Source organism: Arthrobacter sp. (assembly GCF_031988865.1).
Lineage (GTDB): Bacteria > Actinomycetota > Actinomycetes > Actinomycetales > Micrococcaceae > Arthrobacter_B.
The window spans coordinates 1-18308 of record NZ_DALZXY010000073.1; the positions used below are offsets into that span (position 1 = coordinate 1).

At 65.1% G+C, this 18308-nt stretch carries 14 protein-coding genes and 1 pseudogene; 7 read left to right on the plus strand and 8 right to left on the minus strand.

Annotated features, from left to right (window positions below; all coding sequences use genetic code 11):
* The coding region (gene coaE, locus RTN46_RS12740; RefSeq protein WP_312181878.1) for a dephospho-CoA kinase at positions 1-684 on the minus strand (684 nt) is incomplete at its 3' end.
* 240 nt (positions 685-924) lie between these two features.
* Between coaE and RTN46_RS12745 the strand changes: the two genes are divergently transcribed.
* The 3 genes from RTN46_RS12745 to RTN46_RS12755 all read left to right on the plus strand — a co-directional run bounded on the left by RTN46_RS12745 (position 925) and on the right by RTN46_RS12755 (position 4109).
* Complete coding sequence (locus RTN46_RS12745; RefSeq protein ID WP_312181880.1) at positions 925-2199, plus strand: CDP-alcohol phosphatidyltransferase family protein; 1275 nt, start codon at positions 925-927, stop codon at positions 2197-2199.
* A gap of 61 nt (positions 2200-2260) precedes the next feature.
* On the plus strand, positions 2261-2938 hold the full coding sequence (locus tag RTN46_RS12750) for a YigZ family protein (protein WP_312181881.1): 678 nt from the start codon (positions 2261-2263) through the stop codon (positions 2936-2938).
* Positions 2931-4109 carry a methyltransferase gene (locus tag RTN46_RS12755; RefSeq protein ID WP_312181883.1) on the plus strand — a complete coding sequence of 393 codons (1179 nt, stop codon included), beginning with the start codon at positions 2931-2933 and terminating at the stop codon, positions 4107-4109. The genes RTN46_RS12750 and RTN46_RS12755 overlap by 8 nt, the downstream gene beginning before the upstream one ends.
* Here the strand turns inward: RTN46_RS12755 and RTN46_RS12760 are convergent.
* From RTN46_RS12760 to polA, 4 genes are all read right to left on the minus strand, one after another.
* Complete coding sequence (locus RTN46_RS12760) at positions 4093-4665, minus strand: hypothetical protein (protein ID WP_312181885.1); 573 nt, start codon at positions 4663-4665, stop codon at positions 4093-4095. The genes RTN46_RS12755 and RTN46_RS12760 overlap by 17 nt on opposite strands.
* A 262-nt stretch (positions 4666-4927) precedes the next feature.
* Positions 4928-6400, minus strand: coding sequence for a 30S ribosomal protein S1 (gene rpsA / locus RTN46_RS12765; protein ID WP_312181887.1), 1473 nt, complete (start codon positions 6398-6400; stop codon positions 4928-4930).
* 278 nt (positions 6401-6678) lie between these two features.
* Positions 6679-7989, minus strand: coding sequence for a GNAT family N-acetyltransferase (locus RTN46_RS12770; protein WP_312181888.1), 1311 nt, complete (start codon positions 7987-7989; stop codon positions 6679-6681).
* 129 nt (positions 7990-8118) lie between these two features.
* A complete protein-coding gene (polA, locus tag RTN46_RS12775; RefSeq protein WP_396157726.1) occupies positions 8119-10752 on the minus strand; it encodes a DNA polymerase I in 2634 nt (877 codons plus the stop codon).
* A 253-nt stretch (positions 10753-11005) separates the two neighbouring features.
* Between polA and RTN46_RS12780 the strand changes: the two genes are divergently transcribed.
* Together RTN46_RS12780 and RTN46_RS12785 are read left to right on the plus strand one after the other, a co-directional pair.
* Positions 11006-11494: a hotdog fold thioesterase gene (locus RTN46_RS12780; protein WP_312181890.1), complete on the plus strand. Its 489-nt coding sequence runs from the start codon at positions 11006-11008 to the stop codon at positions 11492-11494.
* A 116-nt stretch (positions 11495-11610) separates the two neighbouring features.
* Positions 11611-12699 (plus strand): alkene reductase, encoded by a 1089-nt coding sequence (locus RTN46_RS12785; protein ID WP_312181891.1) that lies wholly within the window; start codon positions 11611-11613, stop codon positions 12697-12699.
* An 83-nt stretch (positions 12700-12782) separates the two neighbouring features.
* Here RTN46_RS12785 and RTN46_RS12790 read toward each other — a convergent pair whose 3' ends face one another.
* Positions 12783-13193 (minus strand): Hsp20/alpha crystallin family protein, encoded by a 411-nt coding sequence (locus tag RTN46_RS12790; RefSeq protein ID WP_312181893.1) that lies wholly within the window; start codon positions 13191-13193, stop codon positions 12783-12785.
* Between the two features lie 320 nt (positions 13194-13513).
* Here RTN46_RS12790 and RTN46_RS12795 point away from each other — a divergent pair, with 320 nt between their 5' ends.
* Together RTN46_RS12795 and glsA are read left to right on the plus strand one after the other, a co-directional pair.
* Complete coding sequence (locus tag RTN46_RS12795; RefSeq protein ID WP_312181895.1) at positions 13514-14896, plus strand: glutamate decarboxylase; 1383 nt, start codon at positions 13514-13516, stop codon at positions 14894-14896.
* Positions 14897-14993: 97 nt separating this feature from the next.
* Positions 14994-15947: a glutaminase A gene (gene glsA, locus RTN46_RS12800; protein WP_312181897.1), complete on the plus strand. Its 954-nt coding sequence runs from the start codon at positions 14994-14996 to the stop codon at positions 15945-15947.
* Between the two features lie 120 nt (positions 15948-16067).
* Here glsA and RTN46_RS12805 read toward each other — a convergent pair whose 3' ends face one another.
* On the minus strand, positions 16068-17729 hold the full coding sequence (locus RTN46_RS12805) for an AarF/ABC1/UbiB kinase family protein (protein WP_312181899.1): 1662 nt from the start codon (positions 17727-17729) through the stop codon (positions 16068-16070).
* Positions 17730-17844: 115 nt separating this feature from the next.
* Positions 17845-18308: pseudogene (locus RTN46_RS12810) on the minus strand (MFS transporter); the annotation flags it as partial.

Genomic DNA, 18308 nt, shown 5'->3' on the forward strand with positions numbered 1-18308 from the left:
GAGCCGGCGCGTCAAGCGGCCCACAGCAGCGGGGCCGACGGCGCCGGCACCGGGCCACGCGGGCACGGCCCGGGCGTGGAGCAGGTTCTGGTTGTACGGCAGGATCCGCTGCTCCCACAGCTGCTCGATGGAGCTGCGAAGGTCCTCGGCGGCGCCGGTGTTCTCGATGACGACGTCGGCGGCCGCACGGCGCTGCGCATCATCGGCCTGCGCAGCGATGCGGGCCAGTGCTGCGTCCCGGGCCATTCCCCGCTGGGTGACCATACGCTCCACCCGGACCTCCAGCGGCGCTTCGACAACGACCACCAGGTGGAAGGCTGAGTCCTGTCCGGTCTCCACCAGCAAGGGAATGTCCTGCACCACCACGGTTTCCGGCGCCGTTGCCGCCAGGATCTCTGCGGCACGGGCGCGGACCAGCGGGTGGATGATGCCGTTCAGCGTCCTCCGCCGTTCCTCGTTCCCAAAGACCAATGCCGCCAGTGCCGGCCGGTCCAGGCGTCCCTCGGTGTCCAGTACCCCGGGACCAAACTCCCGGGTCACCGCCGAGAGCCCCGGGGTTCCCGGCTCGACGACCTCCCGAGCCAGCGCATCGGCGTCCACCAGCATTGCGCCGCAGCGCTCCAGCGCCTGCGCGGCCAGCGACTTTCCTGCGGCGATTCCTCCGGTCAGACCTACTCTCAGCATGCCCCCTAGGCTACCGGCTTGCCGGACGGCATCCCGGTAGCGTCCGGCGGTGGGTACCCTCCCCCGGTGCCCGGCAGGCCGCTGCGGAAAGGCCAGGGATCCTCGCCGGAGACGAAAGCCACGCACAGACACCTGAAAATGCCAGGCCGGGGCAGGGCGTGGATTGCTAGAGTTGATGGGCTGCCGGCTTCCTCCAGCAGTCAGGGTGCTGGACTTCTCAGCGACAACCGCTGAGGTTTTATGGACATTCTGAACTGGCTCAGTTCATCAGCCGATGCACTTCCCGAAGCTGCAGTTTGGGCGCTGGCAGGCATCTTCGCGCTACTGGAATCGGGTCTTGGACTTGGGTTCTTTGTCCCCGGCGAAACAGTCGTCCTGCTGCTGGCAGCAACGTTCGACAACGCCTTGGGCGCGTTGGTCCTCTTCTTCGTGGTGATGATCGGCGCGTGTGCCGGCGACCACGTGGGATACGGCATCGGCCGCCGTTTCGGTCCGCGGCTCCGCGAGACGAAACTCATCCGCAAGCTCGGGGTTTCCAAGTGGGACCAGGCCGTTGACGTGCTTGAGCGGCGCGGAGCGGCAGCCGTCTTCCTGACCCGGCTCATCCCGGTGGTCCGCACACTGACCCCTGCGGCGGCCGGTGTTGCAAAGGTCGCCTACCGCGCATTCCTGCCGGCTTCCCTCGCAGGGGCAGCAACATGGTCCGCGCTTTACGTAGGGCTCGGTTTCCTGGTCAGAAGCTCACTTGAGGCCATGCAGAAGTACGTTGGCGTATTCGGGTGGATCCTCTTCGGGGCGCTTGCAGTCGCCGCTGCGGTGCTCATCCTCCGCCAGCGGATCGCCAAACGGAAGACGGCAGATGCCGACGGCGACGGCGGCCGCGGCGCGGAGAGCACGATTCACACCCACCTGGGTAACCTGCGCCAGCAGCTGTTTGCCGAAGACGAATGGCGCACAGTTCCAAACCTGATTACCGCCGTCCGCATCGGGTTCCTACCTGTCTTTGCACTCCTGCTGTTCAACGGAGCCTACTTCCCGGCCGTGATTGTCATCGGCACGGTGTTCGCCACGGACTGGCTTGACGGCTTCGTCGCCCGGCGGACGAACACCGTTTCCGCCCTGGGCAGCTGGCTTGATCCCGTTGCCGACCGGCTGACGGTGCTGATCACCGTTACCTCAATTGCGTGGGCCGGCCTGATGCCTTGGCAGGCCCTGGTGATGATGTTGATTCCGGACCTGGTGCTGGGCGTCATCGCCGCGTTTGCCTTCAAGGGCTCGCCGGACGTCCCGGTCACGTGGATCGGCAAAGCACGCACGGCTGTTATTTTTGCCGGCCTGTTCGTTCTCCTGCTGGGCAAGGCGTCGGGCGGCAGCTTCCACTACGCCGTCGGCATCGGCTTTATGTTGTATCTCTTAGGTGTGCTGGGGCATTGGATTGCAGCCGGCCAATACGCCAAGGCCATGTTCGACAACTGGCACGAACGCGGCCGGATTCCCACTGAGTCGCTCAACTGACCTGCCGTGGGTTGGAGGGGACCCGAAACCTGCGGGACGCCTCGCTCGCTAGACTGGAGGAATGAACCAGAGCGGAGCCGGAACGGAGGCCTACACCACCGTCTCCGGGGAACACCGCTCGGAACTGGAAATCAAGCGCTCCCGCTTTATTACCGTCCTTCGCCGCACGGAATCTGAGGACGAAGCCCGGGCGCTGATAGCCTCCCTGCGGCGGGAATTCCACGATGCTCGGCACCATTGCAGTGCCTTTATCCTGGGTCCGCACCGTTCCGTCCAGCGGTCTAATGACGACGGCGAACCCTCGGGGACGGCAGGGGCGCCCATGCTGGAGGCACTGGCTAAGCGGGAAACAGCTCTCGGGGAATCCTCGCTCAGCGACGTTACTGCCGTAACAGTCAGATACTTTGGCGGTATCCTGCTGGGCGCCGGCGGACTTGTCCGGGCCTACTCGGAGTCGGTCTCCTCCGCCCTTGACACGGCACGCTTCATCGAGCGACGCAGGCTTCGCCTGTGCGCTCTGCCTGCTCCGCACGCTGCCGCCGGGCGCCTGGAGAATGAGCTTCGGGCCGCCGGGTTCACCGTGCGCGGGACCCAGTACGGAGCCGAGGCAGCCACCATTTCTGTGGCGCTGCCGGACAGCGCACCTGCCCTGGAGGAGTTCACCGCGCGGGTAGCCGCGCTCACCTCCGGAGACACCTCGCCGGAAATCCTCGGAACCGAATGGATCGATCTTGACTGAGACTTCCCTGCCAGCGGGGGTGTTTAGCGGGCTCAGGCGCTGGCCCGACGTTGAAGCTCCCAACCTCCAGGCGTACGACACCGCCGATGCGCTGCTGCTGGAGCGGGCGGCACCGTCCCTGACACCGGGCACCGCGGTATCCGTCATCGGTGATGCCTATGGTGCCCTGACATTGGGCGCTGTAGCCGCCTATGGCCTCACCGGGCTCCGGGTGCACCAGGATCCGCTCTCCGGCGAGCAGGCGCTGGAGCGCAACGCCCGGAGCCTCGGGATGGACCCTGTCTGGATGCACCACCCGCTGTCGCCGGCACTGGTTGGCGGCGCACAGGTAGTCCTGCTCCGCCTCCCCCGGTCCCTTGATGCCCTGGACGAAGCCGCGCGGCTGATTGCAGAACATGCTGATCCCGGGGCCACGGTCTACGCCGGAGGGCGGATCAAACATATGAGCCGCGGCATGAACGACGTGCTGGGGCGGTACTTCGAATCGGTGACGGCAGGGCTTGCAAAGGGAAAGTCCCGGGTCCTGACTGCTGAACGTCCTGTCCCCGGGCACCGGCTGCCGCCGTCGCGGTTTCCGCTCAGTGCGGAGTACGAGCTGCCAGTACCCGTCACTGCGGAAGCCGGCGCGCCGGCACCGGGGAAGCTCCGGCTTCGCGCCTACGGCGCTGCCTTTGGCGGCGCCGCACTCGATCCCGGAACCCGGTTCCTGCTCCCCCACCTGCACCAGGCACGAAAGGCGCGCCATGCAATCGACCTGGGCTGCGGAACCGGAACCATCGCTGCTGCCCTGGCGCTGTCCCGTCCCGGAATCAAGGTCACGGCAACTGACCAGTCCGCAGCCGCGGTGGCTTCGGCCACGGAGACCATGCGGGCGAACGGCGTGGCTGGCCGCGTGGAGGTTATCCGCGATGATGCGCTGTCAACGCAGCCGGACGCGTCCTGCGACCTGATCCTCTTGAATCCGCCGTTCCACATTGGCGCCAGCGTCCACACGGGGATTGCGCTGAAACTCTTTGCGGACGCAGGCAGGGTGCTCCGTCCAGGCGGCGAACTCTGGACTGTCTGGAACAGCCATCTGGCCTACCGGCCAGCACTCAACCGGCTGGTGGGTCCCACCCGGCAGGTAGACAGGAACCCAAAGTTCACGGTCGCCGTCAGCGTGCGCCGGTGATAGCTGAATAGTCCTCGTCGGAAAACTCCCTGCTCTGCCGGTTGCGGAGCGCCCAGGGTTTTTCCGCTGCCCGCAAACGCTCTTCTTCACCGCTCGCACCACGCTCACGCGCCCGGATCAGTTCCGCGGCAGCTGCCTGGGCCGCGCAGTACCAGAGCGCCCTCGAGGCACCCTTGGGATCCAGGAAGACCCCTTTCCACAGCGGATGGCGGCGCCGCTTTAGGAAGCGGCCACCCAGCAGAAAGATAACCGCAGAGAACGCCCACACCCACAGCAGCGTTTCATGGCCAATCGTGTCCAGACCGAGGGCGAGGAGGGCGGCTGCCGGCAGGATTCCTCCCGCGAGGCGCAGGCCGGCTGCAACCGTCGCTGCAGGCCCATCGGCCCGCCGCGCCAGCCGCAGCTGCTCCTTCCGCCATCTGCGGAACCGCTGCAAGTCAGCCGCGGATTCCGACGCTGCGACGGCCTCCACCGCCTGGAAATAGGCCGGATATCTCGCCTGAAGTTCCTTCACCGCATTCTCATCGTCCTCGAGCTCCGCGGAACTCAGGGACATTTCCGCTTCCTGCAGCCCATTAATGAGGTTCGCGGCCTGCGGCGGCCGTAAATGCTCCGCACCGTTTCTCGCACGCCGCCGGATCTCAGCTTCGAGGGCGCTCTGGTCCCGCTGGTGCTGGTGCGGCATGGATTTCCCGTCTGTCTGTATTGGGTTTGCGCTCTGTGCTTGGTTGTTGGTCCCAGTATGGACGAAAAAGCGGGCCCCCACCGAAGTGGGGACCCGCCTTAGGTTGGCTTACGCCTTCCGGACAGAGCCGGAATTAGTTGCCGGTGAGCTTCTCGCGCAGTGCGGCAAGAGCCTCATCCGATGCCAGCGTGCCGGCAGCGGACTCGGATGCAGCAGGCTCGGAGGAGTAGCTCGTCGAGCTGGACTCAACAGAGTCCGTAGCGGCGGCGTTGTCCTCGGAGTTGTGCTGTGCAACCTGCTTCTTGTGGGCTTCCCAACGGGCCTGGGCGTCAGCGTACTGCTGCTCCCAAGCTGCACGCTGGGTCTCGTAACCTTCGAGCCATTCGTTGGACTCGGGGTCGAAGCCCTCCGGGTACTTGTAGTTGCCGGCTTCGTCGTACTCTGCGGCCATGCCGTACAGAGCCGGATCGAACTCGGTGCCCTCGGGATCGACGCCCTCGTTCGCCTGCTTCAGCGACAGGGAGATGCGGCGACGCTCGAGGTCGATGTCGATGACCTTGACGAACAGCTCATCCCCTACGGAGACAACCTGCTCGGCCAGCTCTACGTGGCGGACTGCCAGCTCGGAGATGTGGACCAGGCCTTCGATGCCGTCTTCGACGCGAACGAACGCACCGAACGGAACCAGCTTGGTGACCTTACCCGGCACAACCTGGCCCAGGGCGTGGGTGCGGGCGAAGGTCTGCCACGGATCTTCCTGCGTAGCCTTCAGCGACAGGGAGACACGCTCGCGGTCGAGGTCAACTTCCAGAACCTCAACGGTGACTTCCTGGCCAACTTCAACGACCTCGGAGGGGTGGTCGATGTGCTTCCAGGACAGCTCGGAAACGTGGACGAGGCCGTCTACGCCGCCAAGGTCCACGAATGCACCGAAGTTGACGATTGAGGAAACAACGCCCGGACGAACCTGGCCCTTTTCCAGCTTGTTGAGGAACGTGGAACGAACCTCGGACTGGGTCTGCTCGAGCCAGGCACGGCGGGACAGGACCACGTTGTTGCGGTTCTTGTCCAGCTCGATGATCTTGGCTTCGATCTGCTGGCCAATGTACGGAGCCAGGTCGCGGACGCGACGCATCTCCACGAGGGATGCGGGCAGGAAGCCGCGCAGCCCGATGTCGAGGATAAGACCACCCTTGACAACCTCGATGACGGTACCGGTAACGACGCCGTCTTCTTCCTTGACCTTCTCGATGTCGCCCCAGGCACGCTCGTACTGTGCGCGCTTCTTGGAGAGGATCAGACGGCCTTCTTTGTCTTCCTTGGTGAGGACCAAAGCTTCGACCTGATCGCCAACGGAAACAACGTCTCCGGGATCAACATCGTGCTTGATGGAAAGCTCACGCGAAGGGATGACACCCTCGGTCTTGTAACCGATGTCGAGCAGGACCTCGTCGCGGTCGACCTTAACGACGGTACCTTCGACGAGATCTCCGTCGTTGAAGTACTTGATCGTTGCGTCGATTGCGGCGAGGAAGTCCTCGGCAGTACCGATGTCGTTGATTGCGACCTGCGGGGTACCGGACTTCTCGGTGGTGGTGATGGTCATGTAGTTGGGACTCCGATGTGGAAGTTGTTGTAATTCCGGATGTGCTCCCACCGGCTCGGGTGCAACCCGGAAAAACCAGGTTCAAGACGGTGCTTGGTTGTCCGGAGATGGACAGAATGAAATTTCTTGTACAGCACGCGTAACGCGCCTGATAAGTCTAGCCGCAGCCGCCAAGTCAGGTCAAAGCCAAACGAAGAAACCAGTACCTATTATTTGGCACCCACGTAACGTCCGCCACGTATCCCGTAGTGGGCTCGGGCCTGGCACCGGGCGCAGTCCTAGAAATGGGTGCTGCAGTACGGTGCCCGCGCGACGTCGAACAGCCGGCCAAGGGCTTCGATGTCGGCGCCCGAGCCGCGGATTCCCCCTGCGGCTGCCAATACCTGCGCGCTGACGCTGCCGAGGTAGAGGGATCCGAATGCGGCGGCACCGGCTTCCACGACCGGAACGCCCGAAGGCGGGGTTTCGTCTGTTTCGAGGCCGGTGACAGTGGCGGTGCCGGCATCCACCTGCACCAGCCAGCGGCCGGATGCCAGGTCCAGCGGATCAGCGATGCCCAGCACCACTGCGCCGTCGGCTTCGAACCCGCGGGCACGGAGCATCGCCGCCGGATCCAGTGGGCGCAGCCACAGCAGGTCTCCATGGGACTTGACGGCGTAGCGGCGGCGGTCGGCCAGGGCCCACGGCAGCGGGTCAGCGTCCGGGGCAGCCGAGTGGGTGATGCGCTCCACCAGGTCGATGGAGCCGAGGTAGCGCCAGAGTTCCAGGCGGGCTGCGTCATCCACAGCCACGAGGTCCAGGACCTTCAGCGTGTGCGGTTCGGTCTCCCAGGGCAGGAACTTGTATGTGACGTATCCGTCCGGCGTCCCGGACGGGTCGTAGTGGACCGCCGCGCGGATGTCCTTCTCGGGTTCGGGGAGGTCTCCCCACAGGCCGGCTGCCCGTTTGGCGTAGCCAATCTGCCGGCCGAGCGCACCGCGGTGCCGCTCCAGGTGCCGGCGGAAGATCTCCGGTGCCAGGCTTTCCAGCTGCGCCAAGTCGGCGAGAACCGTGGTGCCCGACGGCGGGACAGTGAGTTCGAGCCGGCCGCGCGCGTCCACCTGCACCGCCACTTCCGAGGTGGCCACCCCGAAGCCGAAGCGTCCGTAGATCACTGCCTCGGAAGCGCCGAGCGCTGCGACGGCGAAGCCTTCGTCCTTGGCCCGGCGCAGGTCGGACGTGATCATGTGCCGCAGGATTCCGCGCCGCCGGTGGGTGGGGCGGACGCTGACAGAGGTGATCTGATGCGCCGGAAGCAGGGAACCGCCGGTGTTCAGCTCATGGGTCATGGTGGCGTAGGTGGCCACCGGCGCGGCGGGATTCCAGGCGTGTACCGGGGCAGCGTCGTCGTACACGCCCGTCAGCCAGCGGCCGTCCGCATCGTAGGCCTCTACCAGGGCACTGACGTGCTTGGACTCGTAGCGCGGTTCGTGGAATCCGAGGGCCACGGACTGGAGCCAGGCTACGGTCCGTTCATCGGCGCTGCCCGATTCCACCGGAGACAGGGCAGCACGGAACCTCTCAGTGCGAAGACCTGATCCTGAATCCATGCCTGCCCCCTCCGGCGGTTTTTACTGCACTGCTGATTTTGGCTGCACAGTAATCACTTAGCTGCACAGTAAATACTTGGCTGCACAGTCATTAGCTGCACAGCTTTTCTCGAATGTGTGGCGGCCGGGCTAGTGCCCGGCCTCGTGCCAGCTCGCGCCCCAGCCGACCGAGACGTCGAGCGGGACGGAAAGGTCCGCGGCGCCGGCCATCTGCTCACGCACCAGCTTTTCCGCCGCCTCCCGTTCACCGGGTGCCACTTCCAGGACAAGTTCGTCATGGACCTGCAGCAGCATACGCGACTTGAGGCCCTGCTTTTTCAGTTCCGCGTCGACGCCGAGCATGGCCTTCTTGATGATGTCTGCTGCCGAGCCCTGGATCGGGGCGTTCAACGCGGCCCGCTCGGACATTTCCCGCAGCTGCCGGTTGGTGCTTGCCAGGTCGGGGAGGTAGCGGCGCCGTCCCTCGATGGTGGAGGTGTAACCGTCCTTGCGGGCCTGTTCCACGACGCCACGCAGATAGTCGCGCACGGCGCCGAAGCGGGTGAAGTAGTCGCGCATCAGCGTGCGTGCCTCATCGACCGGGATGGAAAGCTGCTTGGAAAGGCCGAACGAGCTCAGGCCATAGACCAGGCCGTAGGACATGGCCTTTACCTTGGACCGCATCGCACTGGTGACTTCCTCCGGCGGAACCCCGAAGATGTGCGAGCCGACGAACCGGTGCAGGTCTTCGCCGTCGCGGAAGGCCTGAATCAGGCTCTCGTCGCCGGAGAGATGCGCCATGATGCGCATTTCGACCTGGGAGTAATCCGCGGTCAGCAGGGTCTCGTAGCCCTCGCCGACCACAAAGACCTCGCGGATCCGCCGGCCTTCCTCGGACCGGATCGGGATGTTCTGCAGGTTCGGGTTAATGGAGGAAAGCCGGCCGGTCGCGGCGACCGTCTGGGCGTAGGTGGTGTGGATCCGGCCGTCGTCGGACACCGACTTCCGCAGCCCCTCCACCGTCTGGCGCAGCTTCGCGGCGTCGCGGTAGGCCAGCAGGTGGGCGAGGAACGGATGCCCGTTGGTCTTGACGATCAGGTCCGCCAGCGCATCCGCGTCGGTGGAGTAACCGGTCTTGATCTTTTTGGTCTTGGGCAGGCCAAGCTCCTCGAAGAGCACCACCTGGAGCTGCTTCGGGGAACCAAGATTGATTTCCTTGCCGATCACGGCAAAGGCCTCGGCCTTGGCCTGTTCGATCGTGAAGCCAAACTCGTCCAGCAGGCGGTCGAGCTTCTCCGTGGACACGGCAATGCCCGCCAGCTCCATCTCGGCGAGAACCTCGGACAGCGGCAGCTCGAGGCCGCCCAATAGCTGGTTAGCGCCCCGCTCGACGAGCAGCCCGGAGAAATGCTCGCTCAGGCGCAGGGCAGCGAAAGCCTTCATCACCGCAGGAGCGGCGGCGTCTTCGCCGTCCAGCGAAAGTTCAAGCTGGTTACCGGAGTCGGCGGCGGCATCCAGCGAGAGCTTGAGGTGCTGGAGGCTGAGGTCGGCCAGGTCGTAGCTGCGCCGGTCCGGCTGAATCAGGTAGCCGGAGATCGCCGGGTCGTCCACCTCGCCGGCGAGGTGCAGACCGCGCCGGGACAGCAGCTTGTAGGCCGACTTGAAGTCGTGGACAACCTTCGGCGCGTCCCTGTCTGCCAGCCAGTCCGCCAGGACCTTTTCGGCTTCGGCGTCGATACCTGTCAGCGGCACGTAGGCGGCTGAATCGTCGGTGACAAGGGCCAGGGCAACGGTGTCGCGGGCATCGCCGGCACCTTCGGTGACCAGTTCCACCGCCGCCGGTTTCTGGTTGGTGGCCCGGATCCAGGTGGCAAGTTCGCTGGCAGCGGTGATGACGGTGTGCTCGGGCGGGAGGAGTTCCGGATGGTTGCCCGGGACTTCCTCTTCCCCGTAAACGTCGAAGAGCCGCTTGCGCAGGGCGTTGAACTGCAGCGCATCGAAGAGTTCCTCAATCGCTTCGCGGTCCGGGCGCTGCGCTGCCATGGCGTCGAGCTCGACCGGAAGTTCCAGGTCCCGCAGCAGCCGGTTCAGCCGTCGGTTGCGCTTAACATCCTCGATATTCGCGCGGAGGGAGTCACCGACCTTGCCCTTGATCTCGTCCAGGTGCTCGAGGATTCCTTCAAGGCCGCCGTAGAGCTTGATCCATTTGGCAGCGGTCTTCGGGCCAACGCCCGGGACGCCGGGCAGGTTGTCCGCAGACTCACCGACCAGGGCGGCCAGGTCCGAGTATTTGTCCGGCGGCACGAGATACTTTTCTTCCACCGCAGCCGCATCCATCCGGGGCAGGTCGGAGACGCCCTTCTTGGGATAGAAGACGGTAACGCGGTCGTTGACCAGCTGGAAGGCGTCGCGGTCGCCGGAGACGACCATAACGTCCCAGTTCCGGCCGGCTGCCTGCTCGGAGAGGGTGGCCAGGATGTCATCTGCCTCGTAGCCGTCCAGGGAGATGGTAGGGATCCGCATGGCTTCCATGACCTTGATGATCAGGTCCACCTGGCCGTGGAATTCCTCGGGCGTTTTGTTGCGCCCGCCCTTGTACTCCGAATATTCCTCGGTGCGGAAGGTAGGGGTGTCGAGGTCGAAGGCCACGGCGATGTGGGTGGGCTCTTCGTTCTTGATCAGGTTGATCAGCATGGACGTGAAACCGTAGACCGCGTTGGTGTGCTGGCCGGTGTCCGTGGAGAAGTTCTCGGCTGGGAGGGCGTAGAACGCGCGGAAAGCCATGGAGTGCCCGTCGATGACCAACAGGCGGTTGTTGCCGGCAGCGTTGACGGTGCCCAGCGGGAGCGCGGACGGTACGGGCGCCGCGTGGCTTCCTACGGGTGCATCTGCCGCCGTATCCAGCTGCCCGGCGTCCCCGGCGTCCTGGAGGCCGTCGAGGGACTCTTCGGGGTTGGGAACGGGGTCAGAGACGGTGTCAGAGACGGGGGCTGCGGCCAGTTTGGCAGTTTCACTCACAGGTGCAAGCCTAGTGGGCATGAGCGACATTTTCACGCCGGGCCCAACCGGCCCCGCCGAGGGCGGACACCCCAGGCTGCAGGAACTTCTCGATGCCGGGGTTCCCGCCGAATTCCACCCCTGGCTTGGCGAATCCGGGGTTGGCTCCCTTGTGGTCCGGATGGGGATCCGGTTCACGGAAATGTCCGCTACCCGCATCGTCGCGACCATGCCCGTGGAAGGCAACCAGCAGGTCGCCGGGATCCTTCACGGGGGCGCACATGTGGTGCTGGCGGAAACCCTGGGCTCATTTGCCGCATCCATCCACGCAGGTCCCGGGCGGTATGCCGTTGGTATTGAAATAGGGGCCACCCACCACCGGTCAGTTTCCTCCGGTCTGGTCACGGGAACGGCAACGGCCCTCCATCTGGGGGGAACCCTCGCCACCCACGAGGTCGTGATGACTGACGACGACGGCCGGCGCCTCTCGACCGCCCGCATTACCAACCTCATCCGCGACGCCCGGTAGGTAGCCCCGCACGTGGGCCCCGCCAGGCAGCACCGGGAATAGGCACGGAGGCGGCGGGGTTGGCGCAAATAACCCCAAGCCGCACGCGCAATGCTTGTGCGTGATGAAAGGAATACGTGCAGACCGACCTTTTCTCCCCCGTGACCATTGGCTCCCTTGAGCTGCGGAACCGCCTGGTCATGGCGCCGTTGACACGGGTCCGCTCCGGTGCTGACGGTGTTCCCGGCCCCCTCGTGGCCGAACACTACCGCCAGCGTGCCTCCCTCGGACTGATCGTCTCGGAGGGCACCTACCCGTCTCCGGAAGGGCAGGGGTTCTCGGGTCAGCCTGGACTCGTCACCGAAGCCCAGCTGCAGGGATGGCGCCGCGTCACGGATGCAGTGCATGCCGAAGGCGGCCGGATCTTCGCCCAGCTGATGCACGCCGGCCGGGTCTCCCATCCGGAAATCAACGGCGGGCTGGAAACAGTTGCTCCCAGTCCCGTCGCGATCGAGGGCGTCATCCGGACCCCGGCAGGCAAACTGCCCCATGCCGTTCCGCGGGAGCTTGGCGAACCGGAGCTGGACAACATTCGGGACGTGTTTGTCCGCAGTGCGCTGGCTGCCGTGGAAGCCGGTTTCGACGGCGTCGAACTGCACGGTGCCAATGGCTACCTGCTGCATGAATTCCTTAGCCCGGCGGCAAATCAGCGCACGGATGGGTACGGCGGCTCGCCGGCCGCCCGGGCACGGTTCGTGATTGAGGTTGCAACCGCCGTTGCCGCAGCGGTTGGTTCCGAGCGGGTGGGGCTGCGCATCTCCCCCGAACACAACATCCAGGACGCCTGGGAAAAGGACCCTGCGGACGTACGGGCGACCTACGGCGCACTTTTGGACGGAATCGCGCCGCTCTCACTGGCCTACCTGAGCATCCTGCATGCCGAACCCTCGGGGGAACTCGTGCAGGAACTGGGGAAGCGGTTCGGCGGGCCCGTGCTGCTGAACTCCGGCTTCAGTGTGATGACAACCCGTGAGGAAGCAGCCGAACTGCTCGCGGGCGGCATGTGCGACGCCGTCGTTGTGGGCCGTCCGGCCATCGCCAACCCCGATCTGGTCCGCCGCTGGCGTGAAGAGCTGCCGCTGAACGAACCGGACCCCGCCACCTTCTACACCGACGGTGCCGAAGGCTACACGGATTACCCGGAGTACGCCGGGGCTCCTGCCTGATCGGGCCCCCGGAACACCCAGGCCCGCACGACGGCGAACTGCCCGGTACGCCTGGCTGTTCGCCGTCGTGCGCGCTTAGGTCCTCAAACCCGGTTTACGGGGACTTTGCGTCCCGAGCTGCCGCTTTCCTGGAGCGGAACCCGGACTTCCAAGACGCCGTCGCGGTAGGAGGCGGACACGTCGTCCTGGGTCGCCCCTGCCGGCAGGGGAATGTCCCTGGTGAAGGACCCGTATTTGAACTCGGTGCGGTATCCGTCCCGGGATTTGTGTTCCTCGGTTTCCCGGCGTTCACCCCGGATGCGCAGCATCCCTTCGCTTACTGTGACGTCGAGGTCCTTCTCCGGATCGATGCTGGGGAGCTCGGCGCGGACCACCATCGTGGCGCCGTCGCGGTATTCCTCAACCCGGAAGGACGAGACGTCCCAGTCCCCTTCAAAGAATCGACGCATGGGTTCGGGCAGTTCAAAACGGTCGCGTCGGCTAATTCCTGCCATGGGGTCTCCTCCGATGGCCCGCGCGCAGCCGGTAAATCCGGTCCGCATGAACCGCAGAACCCGGCTGAGGCGGGAGGCAAATGGTGCGGACAGCCTACCCGGGCACGATGGCACGCTCAACGGTTTCCGGGACTGGCAGGCAGCGGGACACCCAGCCCGGCTGCTTGACTCCGATACCCGAACGCTGTGTGGGATGCCGGCTATTACCTAGTAATGACTGAAGCGCTGTGCGTATAGTCGTGTAGCGCGCGCACCCTGTGGGGACTCGAACCGCCGTTCACCACGGCATTCACCGTCGGGAGACTCGAGAGGTCGATGTCATGCCGCAGAACGATCCGCAGGACTTCCTCAGCGCCAATCCCGTCTTCTCCCGGCCCGGAGAGGACACCCAGGTTTCCAAGACCCGGCTCGGGCAGGAGGAAATGGCGCCGGACACCGCGTACCAGATTGTCCACGACGAGACGATGCTCGACGGCAATGCCCGGCTGAACCTGGCTACCTTCGTCACCACCTGGATGGACGATTACGCGAACCGGCTCTACTCCGAGACGTACGACAAGAACATGATCGACAAGGATGAGTACCCGCAGACGGCTGCGATCGAGCAGTACTGCTGGAAGATGCTCGCCGGTCTGTGGCACTCCCCCGATCCAACCGGAACCATCGGCACCTCAACCATCGGTTCCTCGGAGGCCTGCATGCTGGGCGGCCTGGCCTTTAAGCGGCTGTGGCAGCAGAAGCGCCGCGGCGAGGGCAAATCAACTGAGACGCCGAACCTCGTGATGAGTTCGGCTGTCCAGGTCTGCTGGGAGAAGTTCTGCAACTATTTCGAGGTCGAGCCCCGGTTTGTGCCGATCAGCGAAGAGCACATGTGCCTGGACGGATTCGAACTCGAGAAGTACATCGACGAGAACACCATCGGAGTAGTCGCGATCATGGGTGTGACCTATACCGGCATGTATGAGCCAGTGAAGGCGGTGGCCGCGAAACTCGACGAAATCCAGGCCTCGAGCGGGCTCGACATACCCATTCACGTGGACGGAGCTTCGGGCGCCATGATCGCCCCGTTCATCCAGCCAGACCTGGAATGGGATTTCCAGCTCGAGCGGGTTCATTCCATCTCCACCTCCGGGCACAAGTACGGACTCGTCTACCCCGGCCTGGGCTGGGTGATCTGGCGTGAGCGGCAGTGGCTGCCGAAGGACCTGGTCTTCTCCGTGAGCTACCTCGGCGGTGACATGCCGACCTTGGCGCTGAACTTTTCGCGTCCTGGGGCCCAAGTTGTCCTGCAGTTCTATCTGTTCCTCCGGCTTGGCTTTAACGGCTACAAGAAGGTGCAGCAGACGAGCCAGGATGTTGCACTCTTCCTCTCCCGCGGCATCAGCGAAATCGGTCCGTTCGAGCTGTTGAACGACGGTTCGGACATTCCGGTCTTCGCCTGGCGGCTGAAGGACGGCCACACGGACCTTTGGACGCTGTACAACCTGGCAGACCGGCTGCGGAACAAAGGCTGGCTGGTCCCGGCCTATCCGCTGCCGGATAACCTGGCGAACCTCACAGTCGAACGGATCGTCGTGCGCAACGGGCTGAGCATGGATTTAGCCGGCCGCCTGCTTGACGACATCCGGGCGGAGACGGCCTACCTCGACAACCTGAGTTCCCCGATGCCTTCCGAACGGAAACACCCGGGGTTTTATCACTAGTCCGAACTGATCAGAGGAGGTGGACCGAAACCCTGACGCGGCGGCCTATCCCCCCAAAAACAACACCGGACCGGACCGGCAGACGGGAGCCCCCGGTATGAAAATCGACAAAGCAGCAATTCAGGAGGCGGTCAGCACCGCCCACCGTGACCACTCCGGTGACGACGGCGGAAAGAACGCCAGCTACATCCCGTACCTGGCATCGGTTGACCCGTCGCTGTTCGGGGTCGCCGTGGTCACGGCCGACGGCGACGTTTTCGAGGCCGGTGATGCGCGCTTCGAATTCGCCCTTGAATCCATTTCCAAGATCTTTTCGATGGCCTTGGCGATGGAGGACGCCGGCTTGAACGACTTCCACGACAAGGTCGGCGCGGACCCCACGGGCGACCCGTTTAACTCGGTGGTCAGCGTGGTCCTGCACGGGGATTCACCGGTTTCTCCCCTGGTCAATGCCGGGGCGATGGCTACGGTGTCCCTGATTAGGGCGGACGGAGCCGAGCAGCGCTGGGACAAGATCCTGGCTGCTCAGGGCGCGTTCGCCGGGCGCAGGAACGCGCTCAGTGACGTCGTCAACGACTCGGAGCAGTCCACCAACTTCCACAACCGCGCCATCGCGTGGCTGCTCTACTCGGGCGGGACAATGTACTCGGATCCGATGGAAGCCTGCGACGTCTACACCCGCCAGTGTTCGACGTTGGTGACCACCGTGGACCTGGCGACCATGGGCGCGACCATCGCAGCCCGGGGAATCAATCCACTCACCAGGGAACGGGTCATCTCCAACCCGGCCCTTGTGCCTCCGATGCTGGCCGAGATGACCATGGAAGGGCTCTACACCGCGTCCGGAGACTGGGCCTACCGGGTGGGGCTCCCCGGAAAGTCGGGGGTCGGCGGAGGAATGCTCGCGGTGATGCCCGGAGTCCTGGCCATCGCGGCGTTCTCCCCGCCGCTGGACCCGGTGGGGAACAGCGTCCGGGGACGCAAAGCGGTCGCGCAGATCGCCGAAGCGCTGAACCTCAACCTCTACAACGCCCGGGACTACTCCGAGTAGTGCTCATCCGAGTGGCCAACCGGGCGGAACAGACCGGGCTGCGGCGGGGACAAGCGAACGGGTCTTCGTCGCAGTCCGCTGCCGGGCACCCTGGTTCCGGTGCCCGGCCGGGCAGCTGGCTTAACCGGCGTCGAGCCGTCGTTGCCGGCGTGCTGACCAGGCAAGGTACCCGCCCAGGGCCCCGGTCGACGCGAGGCCGGCGCCCATCAGCGGTGCCTGCCAGCCGCGCCACCGGTCCGCGTCACCCAGCGTCAGTTCGCCCACTCCCCGGATAAAGGCGGCAGCGAAGATCGCGGCCACCATCCGGTTGCCGACCCGTTCCAGGCGTTCCACGAGTGGCACCAGGTCACCGGCCCGCAGGTGCACCTCCATTCCCTCGAAGTCGAGGGTGTTGATCAGGCGCTGCAGCTGACCGGGAAGCTCGGTGCCCAACTCAAGCAGTTCGCCGCCGGCCTTGCCCAGCCGTTTAGCGTAGTTGACAGGATTCAGCTGCTCCATCGTCATCCGCCTGGCGTAGGGTGCCAGGGTTTTGCCCATGCTGAAGTCCGGGTCCAGGACTTCGCCCATGCCTTCGGTCATGATCAGCATCCGCAGCAGCAGTGCGAACTGCCGCGGCAGCTGCAGGTGATGGTTACGGATGATGCCCAGGCCCTGGCTGATGATCTTGCCCACCGGAGCGTCTCCGAGCGTGCGGTTCGAATACAGCCGGATGAGCTGGGACAGGTCCAGCCGCAGCTTCACCCGGTCCGGGCGGGCCTGCGTAACGGTCATGCGCATCAGCGCAGAGGCCATCCGTTCCGGGTCTTTGCGGATGACGGCAATGAAGAGGGCGGAGAGCTGTCCGCGCAGCTTGTCATCTAGCTCCCCCACCATGCCGAAGTCGATCAGCCCGATCTGGGAGTTCGGCTGCACGAAGATGTTCCCGGCGTGTGGATCGGCGTGGAAGAAGCCGAACTCGAAGACCATCTTCATTTCCGCGTCCGCGGCCGTAACGGCCAGCGCCTTGCGGTCCACGCCGGCGGCGTCCAGCGCCTTGGTGTCGGTAACCTTCATGCCATGGAGCCGCTGCATGGTCAGGACTTTATGGCTGCTGTGCTCCCAGTAGATCCGCGGGATGATGACGGCGGAGTCCTCCGAGAAGTTCACCGCGAAACGGTCGGCGTTGCGGCCTTCCGCCACATAGTCCAGTTCCTGCCGGAGCGTGAAGGCAAACTCGTCTATAAAGCCCTTGACGTCATAGTCGCGCGCCGCCTCCCAGCGCTTGCTGGCGTGCGAGGCGAGGGACTGCAGGATCGACAGGTCCGCTTCCACCTCGGGGACAATTCCTGGCCGCCGGACTTTGACCACCGCGTCTGTGCCGTCCCGCAGCCGGGCACTGTAGGCCTGGCCAATCGAGGCGCTCGCAATGGGGGTGGTGTCGAAAGAAGCAAACACGTTGAGCGGATCGTCGCCCAGTTCCTGGCGGAGCTCCTCCCGCACTTCGTCCCAGGGCGCAGGTGCAACGTTGTCCTGGAGCTTGGCCAGCTCTTCCATGTACGCGGGGGGAAGCAGATCGGACCGGGTGGAGAGCAGCTGCCCGAGCTTCACATAGGTTGGGCCCAGTTCTTCCAGCGCCCGCCGCAGGTATTCGGGGCTGGCCATTGTGGGGGCAGCATCGTCGTCGTCCTGGCGTTTACGGAACGGGAGCCGGGATTCCAGGCCGGATACGGACACCAGATAGCCAAGCCCGTTGCGGTAGAGGATTTCGGCCATCTGCCGGTACCGGTCAAAGTTTGTCTTCATCGCCCTCTCCCGCTCAGGCGGACGGCGCCGGGGTGCCCGGCCCTACACGAACGATAGCCGGGCCGGCTGGCTGAGCAACAGGGAGGCCTGCGGCCTGGACACAGCCAGGCGGTCCTTAGGGGATTTCCGCTGTGCGGCGGCTGCCCCTCGCCGCGGCGTCGGACGCGGCGGCTGCCGCCGTTCCACCAACCAGCAGCGCAGTAATGCTGACTCCCACCACGGCCAGGGGAAGGCCCCAGGCATCCGTCGCATTGTGCAGGCTCCCAAGGATCACGGGGCCTGTGGCGGCGACCAGGTAGCCGCCACCCTGCACCAGCGCCGAAATCTGGCCGGACTGCCGGGCCGAGCCCCCCAGACGCACCATGATCAGGAACAGGACGGTAATTCCGGCGCCCTGCGCTACGCCGCCGATGGTGACCCACGCCGCCCATCCGGCCGGTGCCAGCAGCAGACCCACCGGCAGCACGGCCCACGCCGCGCCGGTCAGCCACAGCAGCGTCCGGGTTCGAAGCCGGCGGGACAGGAGCGGGACGGCCAGCGCCCCTGCTATGCCCGGTCCTTGGAACAAGGAAGCCCCGG